Origin of the sequence: Gordonia sp. DT101 (genome assembly GCF_049844895.1) — a bacterium.
Lineage (GTDB): Bacteria > Actinomycetota > Actinomycetes > Mycobacteriales > Mycobacteriaceae > Gordonia.
Map to the genome: position 1 here is coordinate 794,835 of NZ_JBNCLX010000001.1, position 23,518 is coordinate 818,352.

Annotated in this window: 13 protein-coding genes; 7 read left to right on the forward strand and 6 right to left on the reverse strand. The window is 67.1% G+C overall.

Annotated features, from left to right (window positions below; genetic code table 11):
• Positions 1 to 44: 44 nt before the first annotated feature.
• From ACLQ3I_RS03965 to ACLQ3I_RS03975, 3 genes are all read right to left on the reverse strand, one after another.
• Complete coding sequence (locus tag ACLQ3I_RS03965) at positions 45 to 926, reverse strand: DUF559 domain-containing protein (protein ID WP_425800159.1); 882 nt, start codon at positions 924 to 926, stop codon at positions 45 to 47.
• 104 nt (positions 927 to 1,030) lie between these two features.
• On the reverse strand, positions 1,031 to 4,435 hold the full coding sequence (locus ACLQ3I_RS03970; RefSeq protein ID WP_425800160.1) for an arabinosyltransferase domain-containing protein: 3,405 nt from the start codon (positions 4,433 to 4,435) through the stop codon (positions 1,031 to 1,033).
• Positions 4,428 to 7,718 carry an arabinosyltransferase domain-containing protein gene (locus ACLQ3I_RS03975; RefSeq protein ID WP_425800161.1) on the reverse strand — a complete coding sequence of 1,097 codons (3,291 nt, stop codon included), beginning with the start codon at positions 7,716 to 7,718 and terminating at the stop codon, positions 4,428 to 4,430. The genes ACLQ3I_RS03970 and ACLQ3I_RS03975 overlap by 8 nt, the downstream gene beginning before the upstream one ends.
• 94 nt (positions 7,719 to 7,812) lie before the next feature.
• On the opposite strand from ACLQ3I_RS03975, the gene ACLQ3I_RS03980 reads away from it, so the two are divergent.
• Both ACLQ3I_RS03980 and ACLQ3I_RS03985 read left to right on the forward strand, forming a co-directional pair.
• Positions 7,813 to 11,181 carry an arabinosyltransferase domain-containing protein gene (locus tag ACLQ3I_RS03980; protein ID WP_425800162.1) on the forward strand — a complete coding sequence of 1,123 codons (3,369 nt, stop codon included), beginning with the start codon at positions 7,813 to 7,815 and terminating at the stop codon, positions 11,179 to 11,181.
• Positions 11,171 to 14,488, forward strand: coding sequence for an arabinosyltransferase domain-containing protein (locus ACLQ3I_RS03985; RefSeq protein ID WP_425800163.1), 3,318 nt, complete (start codon positions 11,171 to 11,173; stop codon positions 14,486 to 14,488). The genes ACLQ3I_RS03980 and ACLQ3I_RS03985 overlap by 11 nt, the downstream gene beginning before the upstream one ends.
• Here the strand turns inward: ACLQ3I_RS03985 and ACLQ3I_RS03990 are convergent.
• On the reverse strand, positions 14,452 to 14,691 hold the full coding sequence (locus ACLQ3I_RS03990) for a hypothetical protein (RefSeq protein ID WP_425800164.1): 240 nt from the start codon (positions 14,689 to 14,691) through the stop codon (positions 14,452 to 14,454). The genes ACLQ3I_RS03985 and ACLQ3I_RS03990 overlap by 37 nt on opposite strands.
• A 122-nt stretch (positions 14,692 to 14,813) precedes the next feature.
• Here ACLQ3I_RS03990 and ACLQ3I_RS03995 point away from each other — a divergent pair, with 122 nt between their 5' ends.
• From ACLQ3I_RS03995 to ACLQ3I_RS04005, 3 genes are all read left to right on the forward strand, one after another.
• The gene (locus tag ACLQ3I_RS03995; protein WP_425800165.1) at positions 14,814 to 15,707 is read left to right on the forward strand and encodes an oxygenase MpaB family protein; all 894 of its coding nucleotides are present in this window, start codon (positions 14,814 to 14,816) and stop codon (positions 15,705 to 15,707) included.
• Between the two features lie 69 nt (positions 15,708 to 15,776).
• On the forward strand, positions 15,777 to 16,499 hold the full coding sequence (locus ACLQ3I_RS04000; RefSeq protein ID WP_425793022.1) for a VIT1/CCC1 transporter family protein: 723 nt from the start codon (positions 15,777 to 15,779) through the stop codon (positions 16,497 to 16,499).
• Positions 16,500 to 16,659: 160 nt separating this feature from the next.
• Positions 16,660 to 17,895: a DUF222 domain-containing protein gene (locus ACLQ3I_RS04005; protein ID WP_425800166.1), complete on the forward strand. Its 1,236-nt coding sequence runs from the start codon at positions 16,660 to 16,662 to the stop codon at positions 17,893 to 17,895.
• A gap of 224 nt (positions 17,896 to 18,119) precedes the next feature.
• Here the strand turns inward: ACLQ3I_RS04005 and mqo are convergent, their stop codons facing one another.
• On the reverse strand, positions 18,120 to 19,616 hold the full coding sequence (gene mqo, locus ACLQ3I_RS04010) for a malate dehydrogenase (quinone) (protein WP_425793024.1): 1,497 nt from the start codon (positions 19,614 to 19,616) through the stop codon (positions 18,120 to 18,122).
• A 95-nt stretch (positions 19,617 to 19,711) separates the two neighbouring features.
• On the opposite strand from mqo, the gene ACLQ3I_RS04015 reads away from it, so the two are divergent.
• Positions 19,712 to 20,599, forward strand: coding sequence for a LysR family transcriptional regulator (locus tag ACLQ3I_RS04015; protein WP_425800167.1), 888 nt, complete (start codon positions 19,712 to 19,714; stop codon positions 20,597 to 20,599).
• Between the two features lie 99 nt (positions 20,600 to 20,698).
• On the forward strand, positions 20,699 to 21,931 hold the full coding sequence (locus ACLQ3I_RS04020; protein ID WP_425800168.1) for a DICT sensory domain-containing protein: 1,233 nt from the start codon (positions 20,699 to 20,701) through the stop codon (positions 21,929 to 21,931).
• Between the two features lie 28 nt (positions 21,932 to 21,959).
• On the opposite strand, the gene ACLQ3I_RS04025 is transcribed toward ACLQ3I_RS04020, so the two are convergent.
• On the reverse strand, positions 21,960 to 23,510 hold the full coding sequence (locus tag ACLQ3I_RS04025) for an acyl-CoA carboxylase subunit beta (protein WP_425793027.1): 1,551 nt from the start codon (positions 23,508 to 23,510) through the stop codon (positions 21,960 to 21,962).
• Between the last annotated feature and the right edge of the window lie 8 nt (positions 23,511 to 23,518).

The following is a 23,518-nucleotide window of genomic DNA, read 5'->3' on the forward strand; positions in this document are numbered from 1 at the left end:
ACGTACACGCGTCGACAGCGGGTACGTACTACCGAATCGGGGCGTCACGCCGCAGTCACCCGTCGAATGGCGGCCCGGATCTGCGCGAGTACCCATCCGGGGCGTTCGGTGAGGTCGTGCCAAGTGAAGCGCAGAACGGTCCAACCGTTGGCGACGAGGACGTTCTGGCGCTCACGATCATGCTGAAAGGCCTCGGCGTCACTGTGGAACGCGAATCCGTCGATCTCGATGGCGATCTTGTGTTCGACCACGGCGAGGTCGAGGATGTAGCCGCATGCCGGGACATTGGTGGCCCAGCCGGAGACGTCCGAAGAACTGAGCACCGCGACGGCCTTTCGCTCGGCCTCGGACCGCGCACCCGCCGACATGGCCGCCAGCATGATGCGTGAGCGCGCTGATCCCCTTCGTCCGCTGTTGCGGTGTTGTGTGTCGACCAGCTCGATCAACGTGACCTGCTCGCGGAGAAGTGCCGAATCCATTACTCGCACAACGATGTCCACGGATGCGTCGAGGACGGTCAGTGGGATCGAGGTCACCGTAAGACCGTCGACGACGGTGAGATCCATCGGGGCAACCGTTCGGTGCCAGACGAGTGCTCCGTCGACTGGCCTGCCATGTCGACCGTGTGGAGCGATCACCGTGATGGTCGACGACGGCTTGGTGATCAGACCATGCCACCACGCCGCGCAGGACCCGTACAGCGCCGAACCCGGGCCGGCCGACAGGACCGCGATGCGCATGCGCATCCGTGCGTCGAGTTTTCGGTTCGACACCCGATAGACGGATCGCACGACTCTGATCCACTCGCCCGTCGACACCCGACGACGGGCGCCGTCGGAGTCGACGCCACATGCGCCCGCCTGCACCGAGGTGAACACACCATCATGGTCGGCGATCATCGCGCGCAAAGCCGTCTCGTCTGCCATGCATCCATAGACGCAAGAGCTGTTCAGCGCGTTCCACCCAACTGTTCTTGTAGTACGAACACTGCTTCAAAAGCGTGTTCGTACTACAAGCACGCGGGGCGGGGTCAGTTCTTGATCGCCCGCATCGGGCCCGGCGTCCACATACCGCCATGCACGTCGTCGGTGACCTTCAGCTCCGCCTCGACCTGGGGCTTGAGCGGCACCAGTCGCTGCAGGCTGCCCCAGTCCCTGGCCCAGCTGTTGCGCAGGTAGGACGGCAGCACGATGGGGCGCAACTCGTTCTCGACAATTCCCAACGGCCCGCCGTAGTCGCCTGCCATCCACCGACGCGAGTTCACCCGTTCGCCCTCGGCGTCGGGGGTGACCCGCCACATCGGTGTCTCGAGCACTCCGTCGACCGCCGCAGCCGGCCGCTGACACGGGAACGCCAGGGCGACCTCCCAATCCAGGAGCACCGGGTCATCGCTGCCCACCAGCGAATTCAGCGTCACCATCTTGGTCACGCGCGGCGGGGTCATCGCCAGCCACTGCTGGGAGTCCGTCGAGGTGTCGTCGGCGACGATCCGGGTGACCGTGGCCCGCGGGGGCACCTGGTCGAGCGGCACACGCATGTTCCGCCACTCGGGGTCGGTGTCGATGCCCAACGGCACCACCGACGCCACCGTGGAGACGCGGCCGTCCGGCTCCACGCGGCCGAACTCGAGCCTCAGCTTCTGGCCCGGATGGGTGACGGCGAGATGGTCGACGTACTCGACCTTGCCCGCGACCGACATCGTGAGCAGCGGCGCGTCGTCGCTGCGCGCCGGGAGCTGATACCAGTCAGACGTCAGATGTCCTCGGCCGGAAGGCGACCCGTAGCTGCCGAGGACCGGAACCCGACGCTGATCGAGGCCGAACGGCAACCGCACCGACGACCCGTTGACCCCCTGGGTGGCGGTGGTGCCACCGCCGGTGTCGGCGGCGCCCGCCGAACCACTCGGCTCCTCCTGCGCCGACGTCGGATCCGATTGCGAACGGTCCAGTTCCGTCGAACTCTTGTCCGCATCCGAATCCGCGTCCGACGAGCCGGAATCGCCGTCGCTCTCCAGGTCCGTCGACACCCCGTCGGGGTCGAAACCCGTCATGCCCTGGCCGGCCAGCGCCGCACCGGCCGACGGATTGTTCTGTCCGGCAACATCGGCCGGGTTCAACAGACCCGTGTTGGGGTCGGCCTCCACCATGACGGCATCCGCCAGCGCGCAGGGGTTGCCCCGCAGCGCATCGATGTTGGAACTGGTCCAGGACCAAGAATCCCGCTGTGTCTGAGCCGCCTTGGCGAACGACACGAAGTTGAACAACAGGATCACGGTGGAGATGATCGCCAATGAATAGGTCGGCATCCGCTGGATGATGCTGTGTCCCGAATCTGTCTGTTCTGCAACAGATTCACCGCGCTGCGCGAGTTGATCGTCCCGGTAGTACTGCCAGACGCCGTACAGGGTCAGCAGCACCGCCACCACCAGGATGGGGACGAAGAGCCCCACGCCGGCGACGCTCGGGGTGTCGTCGGCCCAGGGAATGCCGTAACTTCCGACGTACCACCACTGGTTGCGCCCGGCGAAGGCGACCGCGAGCGCGTACGCAGCGGCAGCCGTGATGAATGTCCGGTTGCACCGGCGACGCATCACCGACGGCTGCAGGAACACCGTCGCCGCGGCAGCGAGAACGCCGGTGAGACAGGCGAAGGCACCCATCTGGTGGGTCGCCTTGGTCGGGACGAATGCGAGCACCGCGACCGCACCCGACGTGACCGCGATGAGCCGCCACAGCGGGGCGCTGGGCACGCCCGGCACCCGACGCTTGCTCAGCAGGGTGAGGACGATGATGCCCACCGACAAAATCGTCACGAAGATGCCGACCCGCCGTGCGATGGAGCCGTCCGGGGTCGGGTTCAGCAGGATGTAGTACCGCATCGCCTCGGTCCACCATTCGTTGGTGGGTCCGACTATGCCCTGCACCTTGATGCCCTCACGGATGGCGGCCAGCGACTGGTCGGCGAAGATCTCGAACAGCACCGCCAACCCGGCCGCGAGCACCGGCATGAGCAGAGGCAGCAGGCCATCTCGCCCACGACGACGGCGCAGTCGCCGCAGCAACGGACGCACCGCGGCCAGCAACGGCAGGATGGCGATGGCCCCGGCCGGGTGAATCGTCAGCGTGAAGGCCGCCGCCAGGACGGCAAGGGTCAGTGGGAAGAACCGTCCCGTGGCGATCGACCGCTCGACCAGCACCCAGGTGAGCAGGATTCCGACGCTCAGTGCCGGCTCCACGCGCAATCCGTTGTTGAACGCCAGCCACACGACCAGGAAGCCGAGTGCGGCCGTCCATCGGGCCGCGTTCGACGACCGCACCGCCCGACCGAGACGTGGCAGGGCGGCACGGCTGATCAGGAACCAGCCCGCCAGAGCGAACAGCAGAGGCAGCACCCGTAGCCACGGAGTCGCCGTACTCACCTGCATCCACAACGCGAGATAGCGATAGTGCCAGCCGAACGGGTCCTGGGGCGCACCGAAATAGCGGTAGTAGTTGTCCAGATAGCCCGCACCGGGCGCGACGCGTCCCACGGTGACCTGGTAGCCGTCGTCGGCGGTGTTACCACCCACGAACAGCCACACCACCAGCACACCCGTGACCACCACGTCGAGCGGCTTGATCCGCCACCAGCGATCTCTGCCCGCGCGGACCATGCGCCGCAGCCGCCGTCCGTCGCGTGCGTCGAGCACGGCCAGCGCGATCATCGAGACGATCGTGGAGATCACACCGAGGATGAGCTGCGCGCCCTTGAAGGTCGTCGGACTGGAGATGAATCGCGTGTCGATCGTCGATCGGTACGAGAGGCCTTCTGTGGAGGCGTCTTTCGGGAGATCGGTGTACACACCGATGATCTGCGGGCGCGCGTTCGGGTCGTCGAGGCGGAAACTCTGGGCACCGGCATCGGGGTCGACGCCCTCGACCTCGCCCCGGCTACCAGACGTGTCGGCGTGGATGACCACCCGGCATTGCGGGTTCTGCTGCGCGTCGGCGCGGGGTACGTTCAGCAGCACCGCGTTTCGCTGGGTCACCAGCAGCCGGTCGTGGGTGGCGCGGACGAACAGGCCGACGGTGCCGGCCTCCGCACCGTTCTCGGGCACCGTCGACAGCAGCACGCCACCCGACGAGGGCAGGTCGGCCGCCAGTCGGCACGGCACCGTGATGTCCATGGACACCGGCGCATACGACACATTCGGTGCCGCGACGTTCTGGATCGCGCCGGCTTGCTCAGGCCCGCTCGCTGCGCTCCCGGCGCCGGCCTGCGGCCATTGCAGCTCGGTCTTGGTGTAGGTCACCGGCAGGAAGGGCGCCGCGATGGCGAGCAGCACGCCGAGCGCACCCGCCACGACCGCGACGATCTTCGCGATCCTGATGGTCCTGCTGTCCGGCGCGAAGCGCATCGGCCGCGCTGCCTTCTCCTGTGACGTCGGCTCAGTCATTCTGCGGCACCACCCTGATCGATCCCGGTCGAGTCCATCCCCAGGCCGTCTCGGTGCCCGTGTCCACCTGCGCAGGGGTTGCATCCGACACCAGCGGCGACAACCGTTGCAACCCACCCCAATCGCGGTACCAGTCGTTGTCCAGGTACGTGGCCACCGTCGTCGCCCGGGTCAGTGCCTCCGGTGTGGTGAGGATGCCACCGTTGACCGAGGCCTGCCATGTCTTCGACTTGGAGTTGGTGGTCGTCTGGTCCGGGACGATGCGCCACTTGGGCACTTCGCTCACACCGTCGTGCGTGCTCATCGGGTGCTGGCACGGGAACTGGCTGCCTACCGACAGATCCAGCAGCACCGGCGTCCGGGACCCGACGACGTCCTGCAGAGTGTGCAGTTCCGGCGCCCGGGGCGGCGTGAACGCCAACCACTGATCCGGACTGACGTTGTCGTCCACCGCGACGATCCGCATGGCCGTCGCGCCCGCAGGGACCGCCGTCATCGGGATACGCAGGTTCCGCCACGGTCGATTCGGGCGTCCGGGACCCGGATCGATGGGGGTGTACGCCTTCCCCACCTGCTGGAAATCGCCGCCGTCGTCGGTCCGGCCGAACTGCACCTGCAATGACCGCCCGGCCTGGGCCACGCCGTCCTGGTCGACCGAGAACACCGGGCCGGCCGCGGTGATCACCAGCAGCGGCGAGGCGTCGCGGGCCGGCAGTCGGTACCAGCCGGAAGTCAGGTCGGCGGTGCCGTTGTCGTGTCCGTAGCTGCCCAGGACCGGGGTGGTCTTCGGGTCGAGGCCGAACGGCAGCGCCGCCGACGACCCGTTGATCGTCTTCGGCCCGGTACCGCCGGTGGTGCCGGGCGGTCCGCCGGTGACGACGAACGGACGCGACAGGTCACCGGAGGTGTTGATGGTGCCCGCGCCCAGCGACGTCGGGTCGGGCAGCAGGTCGCCGGCGACGCCGTCCGGGGTGAACCCGGAGGATTCGCCTGCGAGCGCCCGGGAGATGTCGCGGGTACCGACCGGCGACAGCGCGCCACGGTTCGGATTCTGTTCCAGGAGGACCTGATCGGCCATCCCACACGGGTCGCCCGCGAGCGCGCGAGTGTTCGCGTGGAAGGTGGTGTACGTGTCCGACCGGTCCACGGCAGCCTTGGCGAACAGGCCCATCTCGCCGACCACCACGAGCGTGGCGATCACCAGCATCGGCGCCGACGCCACGGCGATCTGCGTGCGCGACAGGCGGGTCCGGTCTCCGCGGACCTTTCCGCGCTCGGCGTCGACGTCGATGCGCAGGTGGTACCAGATCGCCACCACGAGCGCCAGGACGGTGAGCACGAGGAACACCGAAGAGAGCGGCTTCCCCGCGACCACCGGGGCCTTGTCGAACCACGAGATGCCGAAGTCGTAGCCCCAGCCCCACGCGTTCTTGCCCGCGACCGAGACGGCGCAGGCGAACAGCAGCACCGCGATGTACATCCACAGATTGCGGGGCGACCGTCGCGCCGATTGTGCGACGGCGACCGTCGCCACCGCGGCCATCGCCGCACCGACACCCGCATAGATCCCGAACTGGATGGTCCACTTGGTGGGCGTGAACGACAACAGCAGCACCGTCAGCAGGATCGAGCCGACGAGTCGCCACACCGGGCCGGGGTCGACACCGCGGATGTGTTTGCGCCGCAACATCACCGCCAGCGTCACGAACAGCGCGGCAACGAGCAGGAGCAGCGGCACTCGTCGCACCAGCGACCCGTCCTGGGTGGTCAGGGAGAGGTAGTAGAAGCGCAGGAGTTCCTGATACCAGGCCAACGTCGGGCCCACAGTGTACCGAAGACGAACCGCCTCGGCCACGTTGGCGAGCGTCTGGTCGCGGAAGACGACGATGACGACCACCGCGAACGCCCCGGCGATCGGCGCCAGCAACGGGAGCATCCCGTTCTCACGACGGCGGGAACGGATGGTGCGCAACATCGGTCGCGAACCGGCGATGAGCATGGCGAGTGCGATGACGCCGTGCGGGGCCACCGCCAGGGTGAGGCCCGCGGCCAGCGCGGCTCCCGCCGCCGGCAGCATCCGGCGCGTGGCGACCGCCTGCTCGACCCCCCACCAGGTGAGCAACGATCCCAGCACGATGATGCCCTCGCTGCGCAGCCCGCTGCACAGGGGCATCCAGAAGGCCACGAACACCGCGGCGGCGGTGAACATCGCCCACTGTGAACGGCGCACCGCACCACCGAGCCGCGGCAGCAGGACCCGGCTCAGCACGAACCAGCTGACCAGTCCCGCCACCAGGGCCGGCAGTCGCATCCAGACTCCGGCCGTCGACACGGTCGACCAGTGGGCGAGGAAGCTGTAGTACCAGTCGAACGGCGCCTCCGGGATCCCGAAGAAGCGATAGTAGTTCGCGAGGTATCCGGCGTCGTGCGCCGTGCGACCCATGTTCAGGATGTAGCCGTCGTCGGACGATCCGGCACCCAGGAAATGCCACACGACGAGCGCTGCGGTCACCGCGATGTCCGCAGCGCGCGGCGCCAGCAGCCGACGCACGTCGAGGCGTCCGATCCGGCGGTGATATCCGTTTCGCACGTCGAGGATCGCGATCGCGATGAAGGCCATGGCCGCGGCGATCAGTCCGATGATCATCACGATGAGCTTGAGCACCGACGCTCCGGTGTCGAAGCGGTTGTCGATCTTCACATGGACTGCCAGCCGGTCTGCGGACGGGCCCTGATCGGCGGCCTGGCGGACGGCGGCCGGTTCGAGTCCGGTGAAGACCCCCGACACCTGTGGGCGGTCGCCCGGGTCACCCGCCACCGCCGGACCGAGTCCGACGAAATGCGCTTCGACCGCCGACGACGATGCCCGCACCGTCAGCCGGTCGCAGCGCGCCAGGTCGGCCCGATCGGCACGGACCAGTTCCTGACCGCGCATCGACACCGAGACCGCCTGGCGGTCCGCGGTCACGAACAGGGCCTTGTTGGACGCGTCGCGCCCCGCAGACGGCATGGTGGAGACCACCACGGTCGTCTCGTCGGCCGGGGTCTGTGCCAGGGCGCGACATCCGACGGTGACATCGAGGTCTGCAGCCGTCTGGGCGACCAGCGGGGCGGTCACCGACGCACTGGTGCCGGTGGTCTCCTGGGGCCAGTCGATGGACGCGGTGTGCTGGGTGACCGGCAACAATGGCGTCAGCACGGCAGCTACGATCGCGACAAGTCCGGACACGATGGCGATCGCGGCCCAGACATGTGTGGGCGCTCGTCGGGAAGAGGCAGTCATCAGACGGTGACCCTAGTTCACCGGAAAAAACCTGTTGTAGCGCAGTCCGGGTCTGGCTAGGTCCTCTCAGGGAAGTCCCATAACATCAGACATCGTGCCTGTGACAGCCTCGACCGCTGCGTCCGACGCCGCGCCGCCGACATCCAGGGTGTCTGTGGGCACCGCCCGCACGGTCGCCGTCGTTGCAGGCATCATCGGCATCGTCCTGTGCGCGATCACGCCATTTCTCCCGGTCAAGGCCACCGATGCCGCATTCGACTGGCCGTCCGGGCAGAGCCTGTCGGCCGAATCGGCCGATGTCGTCGCACCGTTGATCGCCCAGACGCCCCAGACCCTCGACGCCCGGATCCCGTGCGACGTGTTGTCCGGATTGCCGGCGAGCGGCGGCCTGGTGTTCGCCACGATGCCGACCGACGCACCCAAGAGCAGGTCGTCGGCGCTCTATGTCACCGCGAGCCGGGACGCAGTGACGGTCGGTTTCCGCAACACCGTGGCGGCCAGCGCACCGCGCGACCAGCTCTCCGGGTGTTCGGAGCTGCACATCTGGTCGACACCGACCGGGCCGGGCGCGCAGTTCGTCGGCCTCGGCGAGTCGACCGTCCTGCCCCCGGACAAGCGTCCCCAGGTCGACGGCATCTTCACCGGCCTGGACACCCGGCAGGTGCAGGCGGCCGCGCGCGCGGGCCTCCGCGTGCACGTCCAGATCGACAACCGCTACGTCAGCTCACCCACGGTGCTCAAGCTGATCGTCATGGTGCTGGCGGTGATCGCCGTCCTCGTCGCACTGGTGGCGCTGTACCTCCTCGACCGGGCACACGGTCATCACCGGCGAATCGGGAGGCGCGCCGACGCCGGGAGCGGCCCGAACCGTCTCGGCTCCTGGTGGCGCAGCCTGGTCCCGCGAAGCTCCGACGTCGCAGTCACCGTCGTCCTGCTGATCTGGGCGCTGCTGGGGGCCGGCACGGCCGACGACGGCTACATCCTGAACATGGGCCGGACGGCCGACGCCTCGGGCTACCTGGCCAACTACTACCGCTGGTACGGGATACCCGAGGCGCCGTTCGACTGGTACTACAGCTTCCTGGCCCACTGGTCGGCGATCTCGCCCACGATCCTGTGGATGCACCTGCCGTCGTTGGCCGCGGGCCTCGTCTCCTGGTTCGTCCTGAGTCGAGTGCTGCTGCCGCGGCTGGGTGCGGGCGTCCGCCGCAGCGGCTGGGCCGTGTGGGCCGCGGCACTGGTGTTCATCGCGTTCTGGCTGCCGTTCAACAGCGGCCTGCGGAGCGAACCGATCATCGTGCTCGGTTCGCTGCTCACCTGGTGGGCGGTGGAGCAGGCGATCGCCACCCGCCGCCTGTTCCCGGCGGCCCTCGGTGCGATCGCCGCGGGCTTCACCCTCGCACTCGCCCCGCAAGGCGTCATCGCGGTGGCGATCCTGCTGGTGGCGGCGCGGCCGTTGCTGCACATCCTCCTCGAACGACGGCGCGAGTCGGGCACGCTCGCACTCATCGCACCGATGACCGCGGCCGGCCTGCTGGTGCTGATCGTGGTGTTCCGCGATCAGACGCTGGCCACCGTCCTCGAGGCGATGAAGGTCCGGTATCAGGTCGGGCCGGTGATCAGTTGGCATCAAGAGTTCCTGCGCTACTACTTCATCTCGGTCACCACCGACGACGGCGCGCTGACGCGACGGGTGCCGGTTCTGCTCCTGCTGGCCGGACTCATCGTCACCGTCGCGGTGATGCTGCGCCGCAACAAGATCCGTGCCGTCGACCCGGGACCGACCTGGCGACTCATCGGTTCGATCGGCGTCACGATGCTCCTGCTGGCCTTCACGCCGACCAAATGGACCATCCAATTCGGCATCTTCGCGGGACTCGCCGCCGCGATCGCCGCGACCGCCACCCTTGCGGTGGCCCAATCGGCGGCCCGGTCCGCGCGGAACCTGACGGTGTTCGTCTCCGGGTTGTTCTTCGCGCTCGCCGCTGCCATGGCCGGTTACAACGCCTGGCCGTTCGCCTACGAATACGGGATCTCCTGGTTCGACCGTGCGCCGGTGCTCGCCGGCCGGCCCTTGTCCACCCTGTTCCTCGTCCTGGCCGTGATCACCGCGGTGATCGCGGTCTGGCAGCACCTCCGACTGGACTATGTCGAGAACAAAGGACTGGCCCACGCCGACGACGGTGCGGGCGAGACCACGGCCGATCGGCGCCGACTGTTCCTGGCGTCGTCGCCGATCGCGATCATCGCCGGCCTGATGGTGGTGGCCGAGCTGCTGGTGTTCGCGAAGGCCGCCGTGACCCGATATCCGGCCGAAACGGTGTTCTCCGAGAACGTGGACGCGCTGCGCGGCAACAGTTGCGGCATGGCCGACGAGGTCCTCGTCGAGTCCGACCCGAACGCCGGGATGCTGGCTCCCGCCGGCAATGCATCGGTGTCTGCCGCACTGGGCGGGACCGATCCCGTCGGTTTCACCCCGGACGGTGTCCCGGACGACCTCACACCCGACCCCGGCAACCAGCGCCCAGGTCAGATGAATGTGTCGGCGAGTGTCGCCAAACCCTTCGTCATCACTGGTGGGCTAGGCGCCGGCACCACCGGTGGCACCGGCCCCCGCACGGTCAACGGGTCGACGGTGGCACTCCCCTACGGACTCGATCCGTCGACGACCCCGGTCCTGGGCAGCTATGGCTACTCGGGCGAGGCACACCTGACAACCGGCTGGTACCAACTGCCCGCCGTGCGGGCCACGTCACCGCTGCTGGTGTTCAGTACAGCGGGCGCCGTCTCGACGATCGACACCTTCGGCGTCCGCAACTTCGGCCAGAAGCTCGTCGTCCAGTTCGGACGTCCCGGCGCGGATGGTTCGTTCACCCAGATCGGACCGGACGTGCTGCCGATCGATCCGGGCCCGGTCATCACCAACCGGCCCTGGCGCAACCTTCGGGTGCCGATGAGTGCGGCGCCGCCCGCCGCCACCGTGATGCGGCTGTCATTGCTGGACAACAACCTCGGACCGAGTCAGTTCATCGGCATCACCCCGCCCAGGGCGCCGCGATTGCGGTCACTCCAGGACGTCGTCGGATCACAGTCCCCGACGCTGATCGACTTCACCGTCGGTGCGCACTTCCCATGCCAGCGACCACTGCGGGTGACCAACGGCGTCGCCGAGGTCCCTCGGTGGCGCATCCTCCCCGACTACCCACTTGCCAACTCCCAGTCCAAGACCTGGCAGTCCGGCGCCGACGGAGGACTGTTGTCGATCTCGGAGTCGACCACCTCGGCGCAGGCCGTCCCGACATATCTCAAGGACGACTGGGCACGTGAATGGGGAGCTCTGGAGCGACTGACACCACTTGCCGAGAACGCCGGGACAGCGCAGGTGAACACTTCTCAGACGACACAGTGGGGCTGGTCACGCGCCGGTTCGATCAGGGTGGAGCCACAATCAGATGACGAGTGAGACAGCGACACCCCCAACGGAGCCGCGCACCCGCGATCACCGCACCGCGAAGATCGTCGCGGTGGTGGCAGGCGTGCTCGGCTTTCTGGCGGCCATCCTCACCCCGCTGCTGCCGGTGAATCAGTCCACCGCCGAACTGAATTGGCCGCAGGGCGACACCGTGGGCAGTGTCGCGGCGCCACTCGTCTCGTACGTCCCGATCGACATGGACGTCACGGTCCCGTGCTCGCTGGCCGCGCAGTTGCCGCGAGAGGGTGGGCTGCTGCTGTCGACGATCCCGGAGGGCGGCAAGGATGCCGGCGCCCGCGCGTTGATGATCCGGGCGACGAGTGACGCGCTCACCGTGACCGATCGCGACGTGGTGATCCTCAACACCGACCGCGCCGGGGCCCAGTCGAATCCCGACTGCCGGATCAGGTTCCACGCCGACGGCTCCGGCGTCTCGGCCAGATTCGAGAACGCTCCGGGCGATGGTCAGCACACATTCTCGGTCGCCGATCAGGAGATGCGACCCCAGATCGTCGGCATGTACACCGATCTGCCCGCTTCGGCGCCACGGGACGGTCTGTCGGCGCACGCGACGATCGACACCCGTTATGTCAGCACGCCGTCGGCGCTGAAGCTGGCGGTCATCGTCATCGGCATCATCATGACGATCCTGTCGCTGATCGCCCTCGGCATTCTCGATCGCCGGGATGGCCGGGGACACAAGCGGTTCCTGCCGACAGGGTGGTTCACGATCCGTGGCCCCGACGTCGCCGTGTTCCTCATCCTGGCCTTTTGGTGGTTCGCCGGGGCCAACACCTCCGACGACGGGTACAACTTCACCGTCGGCCGGATCACCGGAGATGCGGGCTACGCGGACAACTACTTCCGTTACTTCGGCGTGCCGCAGGACCCGTTCGGCTGGCACTTCCAGGTCATCGCCGCGATGACCCACGTGAGCCTCGCCGCACCGTGGATGCGCCTGCCCGCCTTCTTGCTCGGCTTGCTCGGCTGGTGGCTCATCAGCCGCGAGGTGATCCCGCGCCTCGGTCGCGCGGTCCGCAACAGCACGCCTGCGGTGTGGTCGGCCGCCTTTGTCTTCCTCGCCATCTGGCTGCCCTACAACAACGGTCTGCGCCCGGAGCCCGCCGAAGCCGTCGGCGCGCTCCTGACGTGGTGCTGTGTGGAGCGGGCGATCGCGACCCGCCGGATGCTGCCCTACGCCATCGCCGTCGTGGTGGCGGCCTTCACGCTCGCACTCGCACCCGGCGGCCTGATGGCCGTCGCCGCACTCCTCGCCGGCATCCGTCCGGTGGTCAAGACGCTGGTGACGCGACGCAAGCGCGACGGCCTGCTGCCCATGCTCGCCCCGGTCCTCGCGGCAGGTACGGCGGTGCTCTATCAGATCTTCTACGACCAACCGTTGATGCCGCTGATCGTCGGCAACAAGGTCGCCACCGACGTGGGCCCGACGCTGGAATGGTGGCAGGAACCCGTCCGGTACTACTACCTCATCCTGCCCACCGCCGACGGCACGCTCGCACGCCGGTTCGGCGTGCTGGTCATGATCCTCTGCCTGGTGGTGGTGCTGCTCCGCCTGTTGCGTCGCGTTCATCCGAACGGGGTTGCCCGAGCACCGATCTGGCGTCTCATCGCGGTGATCCTGGGCACCATGTTCTTGATCGCGTTCACCCCCACCAAGTGGACCCATCACTTCGGCGTCTACGCGGGGATCGCGGCCGGCCTGGCCGCCGCCGCGGGCGCGATGATGGCCCCGGCCATCTTGCGGTCACGACGCAACCGGACCTTCTTCGCCGCCGCGGTCCTGGCGGTGACTGCGATCTCGTTCGCCGGCACCAACGGCTGGTGGTTCGTCGGCAGCTACGGCATCCCCTGGTGGGACCGGCCACCGTCGATCGCCGGGATCAAGCTGGGCTGGTTGATCCTGGTGGTCGCGGTGATCACCGCGCTCGCGGGCCTGTGGTTCCATTTCCGCGACGACTACGTCGACGACAAGACCCGGACACGTGGCGGTGACAGCTGGCCGTCGAAGCTGAAGTTCTCACCCCTGCCGGTGATCTCGGGCCTCGTCGTGATCTTCATGGTGTTGTCGTTCGCCAAGGGCGGGTACGAGCAGCGCGACAGTTGGTCCTGGATGAAGTCGAACGCGCGGGCGATGACGGGCAACGAGTGCGCTCTCGCGAACGACGTCCTGGTGGAACAGGATCCGAACACCGGCCTGTTGTCACCGGCACCGGTCGACGGCGCTGCTGCGCCGAACATCTCGGCGGCACTGGCGGGTTCCGGCAACGGCAGGCCCGATCCGGACGGCTTCACACCGAACGGCGTGCCGAACCGACTGTCCATCGATTCGACCGAGGAGCAGGACTCGGCGACCTCGACGGCGCAGAACACCGCCCAGTCGGGCGCGGGCTCCGACGAATCCACGCAGACCACCGAATCCGCACAGGGCGGAACCGAAGGCGGGCAGGGAGCGCGCGGCGTCAACGGTTCGACCGTGCGACTCCCGTTCGGACTCGACCCGGCGAACACCCCCGTACTCGGCTCGTATGGCTCCCAGAGCGGGACCGGGTCGCTGACCACCGACTGGTATTCGCTTCCCGAGCGCAACGCGAACGCGCCGCTGCTCACCATCGCGGCGGCCGGATCAGTGCAGGCCGTCGACGGGTTGGGCGTGCAGCACAGCGGCCAGCAGGTCACCGTCCAGTTCGGCCGGACCGGGGCCGACGGTCGTGTCACACCGGTCGGCGTGATGTCGCCCATCGACATCGGCGAGGTGCCCACCTGGCGGAACCTGCGGTATCCGCTCGCCGACGCCCCGCCGCGTGCCGACGTGGTGCGGGTGGAGGTGCGTGACACCGCCGGTGCGCCGTCGGAGTGGGTGGCGATCACGCCGCCTCGGGTGACCGAACTGCGCACCCTCAACGACGTCGTCGGGACCACCGACCCCGTGTTCATCGACTGGCTGCCCGGCATGGTCTTCCCGTGCCAGCAGCCGATGAAGGTGCGCGACGGTGTCCTCGAGGTGCCGAAGTGGCGGATCATGCCCGACGCCGAGGCCACCCGGAAGAACAGCCAGACGTGGATGTCCGGCAAGGCAGGCGGTCCGCTGGGCATCACCGAGGCCATGCTGACCCCGACGTTGCTGCCGACCTATCTCCGCAACAACTGGGGGCGGGATTGGGGTGGCCTGCAGAGGTTCACCGAGATCGATCCGGCACCACCTGCACAACTCGAGCTGGGGACCGCGCGGCATTCCGGGCTCTACAATCCCGCACCCATGCGTTCGAGCGGGTACTGATCACGGTCGAGTAGCCGCGTAAACCAGCGCCAACCCTCGCCGGTCGAGTAGCCCGCGAGAACCAGCGCCAACCCCTCGCCGGTCGAATAGACCACGACAAACGAACACCAACCCCCGCTGGTCGAGTAGACCGCGAGGAACGAGCGGACGTATCGAGACCACTCCACACCAGGGATCTCGATACGCAGGCTCGCTCCGCTCACCGGCTACTCGACCAGCGGCGGGGCCCACCGGCTACTCGGTCGGCGAGGGTCAAGTCGATCAGCGAGGCAGCGGCTCACGCCGAATCCGCACTCCGGCCGGACTCCGGCGTTAACCTGACGGCATGGATCGTGGCCCGGACACGTACCAGCACGCGCACGTCGCCGACGTCAGGCCCGCGCGGGGGCGGCGTCGTGTCCGACGGACCGGCGACCTGGTCACCGGGCTCGGCCCGACGATCGCCGGGGCCAACGTGATCATGCAACTGGCGAATCCGAAGGTCGGCCACGGTGTGGTGGAGAGTCGTGTCGACTCCGGTAGCGCGGTGAAGCATCCGATCAAACGCAGCCGGACCACCGGGACCTTCCTGGCAGTCGCACTGATGGGGGACGACGAGGACCGGGCTTTTGTCGGCACCGAGCTGAGACGAATCCACGACCTCGTCTACTCGACAGCAGAGAGCCCCGTCCACTACAGCGCCAACGACTCCCGACTCCAGCTCTGGGTGGCGGTGTGCTTGGTGAAGTACTTCCTCGATCAGTACGAACTCCTCCACGGGCCACTGACTCCAGCCGAGAAAGATCGGGTCGTCGACGATTCCCGGTGGCTCGGCACCACCCTCAACGTGACCGCGGAGCAGTGGCCGGAAAGCTACGCAGACCTACAGGAGTATTGGCGCGGTCAGCTCGACGACATGACCATCGACCCACCGGTACGCGCACTGCTGCAACAACTCTCGGATCTATCATTCCTGGAGGAGCGGATCGGACCGGCGGGCACGATGGCGCACAAGGTACTCGGCCGCCCCATGAGTTACCTCATCAGAGCGGGACTGCCGCCCGAGTTCCGCACCATGATGCACTGGCGATGGAGTCCCGAGGACGAAGCGGCCTACGACCGAACCCTGCGGGTCGCCCGCCTGGTCGAGCCGGCGACCGGGCGGGTCGCGCGAGGTCTGCTGCAGGCGTACCTCTACGACATGCGTCTCCGGCGGCGGTTGGGGATCAAGGTCTTCTGAGTCGGCGTGCCCACTAAGGCAATCGTTTCCTTTCTTGCAGGAATGCCGCTGTGGCAGTTGAGTTGAGCCATGACCGTCGATCACGAACATCAGCACCGCGGCGAACCGCACACCGGTTCCCTGGCGAATCGGTTGAACTGGCTGCGCGCAGGTGTCCTCGGCGCCAACGACGGGATCGTCTCCACAGCAGGCATCGTGGTAGGCGTGGCGGCCGCCACTGCGGCCCGTGCACCGATCTTCACCGCAGGCATTGCCGGACTCGCTGCGGGTGCCGTCTCGATGGCGCTGGGCGAATACGTCTCGGTCAGCACCCAGCGCGACACCGAGCGAACGTTGCTGGCAAAGGAACAACGGGAACTGCTCGAACAACCGCAGGCCGAGTTCGACGAACTCGTGGGCCTCTACGAGGCAAAGGGACTCACGCACGAGACCGCGTGCCGGGTGGCTCGGGAGCTCAGTGACCACGACGCCTTCGAGGCGCACGCCGACGTGGAGCTCGGCATTGATCCGGACGAGTTGACCAACCCCTGGCAGGCCGCCCTCTCGTCGGCGGTGTCGTTCACTGCCGGGGCGCTGCTCCCCCTGATCGCCATTCTCGCGCCGCCGGTCTCATGGCGAATCCCGGTGACGTTCATCGCCGTGATCGTCGCCCTTGCGCTCACCGGTGCCATCGGTGCGACACTCGGCGGTTCCCGTCCGTGGCGGCCGATGCTGCGCGTGGTGATCGGCGGTGCGCTCGCGATGATCGTCACCTTCGCCATCGGCCGGCTGGTCGGGCACACGGTGGCGTGATCGCGGCTCCACATGTGTGAACGTACCCGTTACCGCAGGGGCCGAAACTGTCGGAAGCGAGCGGTAGTCTAAGGGGTTCTGGCCAGCTCAAATTGACGAGTTTCTTTGCGGCACTGAATAATTGCTTGACTCGAACGTATGTGCGAGTATGCTGGATGGCATGGGGGAGATCAGCTCGATCATTGCTTGTGCGCGTGAGGTCACGGTCGCCGATGCGGCGTCGGGGCGGCAGGTGTTCGACGCTACGAAGGCGTTGATGGAACTGCGTAACGTTGTCGATCACCGGCTGGCGATCCACGCCGCGGCGCTCGACCGGTTGGGCGTGGCACAACAGTCCGGCGGCACAACGCGCAACCTGCTGATCGAGATGGGTGCCGCACCCGGCGTCGCGTCACGCTGGTTGCGGATCGGTACAGCACTGACAGCCTTGCAACGGCTGCCGGGCTACGCCGACGATGGCGTGTTCTCCGGTGAGCATGTCGATGCGATGGTGGCCGGGTTGGCGCACATCGTGCGTCGGGCCGCCGACGGGCTCTGCGATGAGGAACGCCTCGAACACGAGCAGGCGTTGATTGCCCAAGCACTGTCCGGAGCCACACCCACAGCGATCGAACAGGTCGCGCGGGGACGCGGCAACCAGGTCGCCGAGGAAACCGGTGGCGTGCCCGCCGGTGAGGACCGCCGACTCAACGAATTCAACGTCGTCCCGACCACGGATGGGCGAGTGAAAGTCTCTGGTGACCTCGACATCGTGATCGGCGAGAAAATCACCGCCGCCATCGACTCACTCACCCCGGCGCGACCCGAACCCGACGGCTCCCCCGACGCCCGCACCCCCGGTCAGCAACGCGCCGACGCACTCGAACAGATCCTCGACGCCGCCGCCTGCGCGAACACACCATTCATGACCGCCCCGAAAACCCACATCAACCTCACCATCCCCGTCGACACCCCCGACCTCGCGTCACTGCCATGGCTCGGCCCGCTATCACAGGCGACCGCGAAGATGCTGGCGTGTGATGCCGGCATCACCGAGATCATCATCGACGGCAACCGGGCACCACTGGACATGGGCTTTGAACAACGCCTGTTCACATCCCACCAACGCAAAGCCATCATCGCTCGCGACCAGTGCTGCATCAAATGCGGGGCACCAGCCTCCTGGGCACACATCCACCACATGACCCACTGGATCGACGGCGGACCCACCGACCTCGACAACGGCTGCCTGCTCTGTCCGTCCTGCCACGCCCAGGTCCACGCCCACGGCTGGGACATCGCCCTCGGCATCGACCGCCACCCCTGGCTGATCCCACCGAGCGCCGTTGACCCGCACCGAAAACCATTGCCCGCCTACCACCGACGCACCATGCACCTCGACAACATCGCCGCCTGAGGTCTCGATACGCCTCCTCACCACGTTCGTCAGCTACCCGACCAGCGGACCGGGAAGTTACGCACACCAGCGCAGCACATTTCGGGAAGAACATTCACCGTGCACCCGACCACCATCGGGACCGCACACGAACCTTGACAACTCAACAGTGTGAGGGCATCTCGGCAGGAGCCCCGTTGCCCCTGGCCTGTGTGACACAGTCTCCGGGGCAACGTGGCTCCCGATCACGATGCGCGATTCAGACCCAGCGCGGCCGCGGACCGGTCGAGACTGTGCGCCGCGGCCTCCCGGTTCCAGTCCGTACGGTCGAGATCCGGGATCGCCTCCGCCACCACAGTTTTCCAGCTCGTCTCCCATTCGTCCGGGAAGCACCGACGGAGTAGGTCCACCATGATGGGGACCGCCGTCGACGCGCCCGGCGAGGCGCCGAGCAGCCCGGAGATGGAGCGATCAGCACTCACGACGAGCTCTGTCCCGTGCCGGAGCACGCCGATCCGCCGACTGTCCGGTGTCACGAGTTGGGCGCGTTGACCGGCCGGGATCAGCTCCCACTCGTCGGACCGCGCGGACGGAAGGAACTTCTGCAACTGCGCGAACCGCCGCCTGGGACCGGCGACGAGTTCCGTGAGCAGGAAGCGGATCAGTGACAGGTTGTGCAGACATGCAGCCAGCAGGACATGCACATTGCGCCACCGCAGCGTGGTGAAGAAGTCGATGAAGCTGCCCTGCTTGAGGAGCTTGGTACTGAACGTCGCGTATGGCCCGAACAGCAGGTACTCGTCGTGGTCGACGATGCGTTTGTCCAGATGCGGCACGGACATCGGTGGCGCACCGACCGCGGCCTGTCCGTAGACCTTGGCGTCATGCCGGGCGACCACGGACGGTGTCGCGCAACGGTAGAACGCGGCGCCGACGGGCAATACCGCGTAGCCGTCGATCTCGGGGATGCCCGTGCGTTGGAGCAGTCGCAGGGCGAACCCTCCGGCACCGACGAACACATGCTGCGCTTGCACAGTGAACCGCTCTCGCCGTCGCGTCTGCCGGCCGGTCACCCGCCAACTGCGGTCCGGGTTCTGGCGGAGGGCTCGCACGTCGTGATCCAGAAGCACCGCCCCGCCCCGCTCGACGATGATGCGCGTCAGGGCCTTGGTCAAGGCGCCGAAATCGATATCGGTGCCACGCGGGTGACGCGTTGCGGCGATCGGTTCACCTACTTCACGTCCTTCCATGACCAGCGGCGCCCACGCGCCGATCTCCTCCCGGTCCTCCGAGTACTCCATCTCCGCGAAGAGCGGGTCGGCAACCAGGGTCTGGAAGCGGCGACGCAGATAGTCGACATCGCGACGGCCGAACACGATGTCCATGTGTGGCGTCGTCGTGATGAAATCGTGTGGATCCTCGAGGAGCCCCTCGTTCGCGAGGTACGCCCACCACTGTCTGCTGAGATGGAACTGCTGGGCCACGGTGGCGGCCGTGCGCCGGTCTGCCGGGTCCGGCATGTAGTTGAGTTCGCACAATCCCATGTGCCCGGTCCCGGCGTTGTTCCATGGGTCGCTGCTCTCCATCGCTAGCGCGCCGGCCCGCTCGACGAGAAGGACCCGCCAGTTCGGCTGCAGGACCGCGATCATCGACCCCAGCGTCGCCGACATGATCCCTCCCCCGACGAGGACGACGTCGGCCTCGTGGCGACGCCCATCGTCGGCGCCTGTGTCCGTACCCATGTCATGGCTCCCTTCGGTAGACGCCCGATCACTCACACCGTCCCGCATCGCACATTGATCCGTCCAATGAATCATCAGTCGAATATCATCCATATATGGATGAATGGGTCACCGAACTCGCACCACAATTGCGCGCCCTCGTCGAGCTCGCCGCCCACGAAGGTCACGTGACCGGATCGGCGTCGACCCTCGGCATCCCACAGTCATCGATGAGTCGTCGGATCCACGCACTCGAGAAGGCTCTCCACGTACCGCTGGTGGTGCGGGACGGCCGGACAGTGCGCCTCACGCCGTCGGCGATCGCGCTGGCCGATTCGGTGCGTACGCCGCTCCGCGAGGTCGAGGCCGCACTCACCCAGATCGCCGACGCCGCCGATCCCGACCACGGCACCGTGCGGTTCGGTTTCCCCTTGACCATGGGGTCAGGGCCGGTCACCGACCTCCTCGTCGACTTCAGCCGTCGCCACCCCGGCATCCATCTTCAGCTCAAGCAGGCGCATGGTGCGGAACTCAGCGACGATCTCCGACACGGCAGGCTCGACCTCGCGATCACGATCCCACCACCGCCCGACCTGCCGCATCGAGTGCTCGCGACACAGGAGATCTGCGCTGCGCTACCGGAGGGCCACGCGCTCACCGGCCGTCCATCGATTCGACTGAGCGAGCTGGCCGACGAGCGATTCGTCGCGAACCCCCCGAGCTATCACCTACGCCAGGTCACCGAAGAGTGGTGTACAACAGCAGGATTCGTCCCCGAGATCGGAATCGAGATCACCCAGTTCTCGACCATTCGAGACTTCGTACGCAAAGGCCTCGGCGTGGCGCTGCTGCCGCGCACCGCCGACCGCGTCCGCGGCATCGTCGAGAAGCCCATCGCCGGCGGCGATCACACGCGTCAGATTGCACTGACGTCGGCCACCACCACCCAGAGCCCCGCAACGCATCGATTGAGCACTTTCATCGTCGGGCACCGTTTTCAGTGATCAACCCGTGCCGACCGACGGTGTTATCCTGGCCAGAGGCAACACGATTGCCCTGCCCCAGGATGTGAATGGCCCCGTGTCCCAGAAGACCGATCCACGATGACACCTGACCCTCGCCGCACACCGGTGACCGAGAGCGGGTTCACCCTGTTCGAGGATCTCGAACTGCACATGCAGTTCGCGCCGGTGTGCCGATTGACCGACGGCGCCGTCGCCGCGCTCGAACTGCAGCTCCGCGGACCTTCCGGGACCAGACTCGGGACGGCCGACGCGCTGCGTCGCGCCGCGAGATTGATGGAACAGCATCACGTCATCGACCGGCGACGCCACGAGTTCGCGCGCTCTGCCCGCGCTCGGTCCGTCGCCACCGTCATTCCTCTGCTGGTGGCGATGGATCTCGAGCTCCTCGACGATCTCGAAGGCGACACCATGGACACCCTCGAACGTCAGATCATGGTCGTCATGCCGAGCGCGGTGTCCCGCAGTCCCCAGCGCACGCTCGCTCGTGTCGCCCGGGCCCGGGCGGCAGGGAAGGTCATCTGCGTCGACGGCCTCGAACGCAGTGAGGACGCCGCGACCCTGCTCTCCCTGATCGAGCCGGACATCATCATTACCGGGTCAGATCTGTTGCAGCACAATGCTACTCAGGACTCTGCCCGCCTGGCTCACATTTTGGCCGCACACACCGAGCGAAGCCACGCGGTCGTCATCGCCGAAGGCGTCGACGACGATGCCCGGCGAATCACGGCCATGACGATGGGCGCCTCGTTCGGGATCGGCGGACTCTATCCCCCGGTGGAGAATCCCACTGCACTGTCGAACGTTCCGGTCGTGCCGCTTCCCGACATTCCTGTCTGGTCGACCCCCGGTCCGGACCAGGACACCCCATACGCCATCGCGTCGGCGTCCATCGCGCCACGCCTCGGTGACAAACGCCTCCTCATCGAGATGAGCAAGGCGCTCGAACACCAGGCGGCCATCGGTGGCGCGGCGATCGTCCTCGGCACCTTCCAGCACGCCGAGCACTTCACCCCGCGAACCGCGGAACGATGGCGACTGATGTCGGAGAAGACAGGTCTCGCAGGGGTATACGGCGTCGGGCTGCCCGACTTGCGCGAAGGCAACGTCCATCGCGCACCGCTGCGGCGCGACGACGACCTCGTCGACGAGTGGAATGTAGCCGTCCTCGGCCCGCACTTCGCTGCACTGCTCTCGGCGCGCGACAAGCACAGCGGCCACGCCGACCTCGACCGCACCTTCGACTTCGTGCAGAGCTACGACCGGATGACCGTCACGCAGGCAGTGCGCTCGATCCTGCTCCGCTTCGACTGAGGCCGCCGGGAAACCTACGGTCGACGCCTCAGATCGGCATCAGATAATGCTTGCGCGGCGTGCGGTACTCCGTCTTGTCGCGCAACTGCGCCAAAGCCTTTCGCAGCTGTAGCCGTGTCTCGGCCGGCTCGATGACGGCGTCGATGTAACCACGCTCGGCCGCCAGGTAGGGCGTGGCCATGTTGGTGTTGTAGAAGTCGATGAAGTCGCGACGCACCTTGTCGGCGTCGGCCGCCGACATCCCGTCGGTCTCACGGCGGGTGAGCACCGCAGCCGCCGACTCCGCGCCCATCACCGCGATCTTGGCGGTCGGCCATGCCAGGTTGATGTCGGCGCCGAGCTGTTTGCAGCCCATCACCGCGTATGCGCCGCCATAGGCCTTGCGCAACACCACTGTCACCTTCGGGACGTCGGCCTCCACGTAGGCGTAGAGGAACTTGCCGGAACGACGGATGGTGCCCTTCTGCTCCTCGGCAAGCCCCGGAAGAATTCCCGGCGTGTCCACCAGGAAGACGAGCGGGATGTGGAAGGCGTTGCAGATGCGGACGAACCGAGTGGCCTTCTCCGACGAATCAGTGTCCAGCACACCGGACATCACGTTCGGCTGGTTCGCGACCACGCCCACGGCACGACCGTCGACCCGGGCGTACCCGGTCAGGATGTTCGGTGCGAACAACTCGCCGACCTCATGGAAGGCGCCGTCGTCGAACAACTTGATGACGATGTCGTGCATGTCGTAACCGGCATTGTCGTTGTCCGGCATGAACTCGTTGAGCGACAGATCCGTCTCGGTGATCTCCGGCTCCAGACCGGGATTGATGATCGGCGGCAGCTCGTACGCGCTCGACGGCATGTACTGCAGGTACTCGCGCACCCACTCGAATGCCGTCTTCTCGTCCACCGCGACGTGATGAATGTTGCCCCAGCGCGCCTGATTGTGGGCGCTGCCGAGGTCCTCGGCCGAGATGTCCTCGCCGTTCACCTGTTTCAGCACATCTGGTCCGGTGACGAACATGTAGCTCTTGTCCTCGACCGCGACCAGGATGTCGGTGTTGGCGGGCGTGTACACCGCACCACCGGCACACTTGCCGAGGATCACCGAGATCTGTGGCGCGAGACCGGACAGCAACAGATTGCGCCTTCCCATCTCCGCGTACCAGGCCAGCGACGTGACCGCATCCTGGATGCGGGCACCCGCCGAGTCGTTGATGCCGACCATCGGGCAACCGATCTTGCCGGCCCACTCCATCAGCGCGGAAACCTTGCGGCCGAACATCTCTCCGACCGTTCCGCCGAACACCGTCTGGTCGTGTGAGAACGCCGCCACCGGGCGGCCGTGCACCAGTCCGTGTCCGGTCACCACACCATCGCCGTACCCGCTCTGAGCGGCACCCGGCATCTTTGCCAGCGCGCCGATCTCGACGAACGTCCCGGCGTCGAACAGCATCTCCAACCGCTCGCGCGGCGAGCAGATGCCCTTCGCCTGACGCTTGGCGATCGCCTTGTCGCCTCCGGGTTCCTTGGCGGACTCCAGCTTCTCGCGGAGGTCGGCCAGCTTTCCGGCGGTGGTGTCAGTCACGGTGCTCT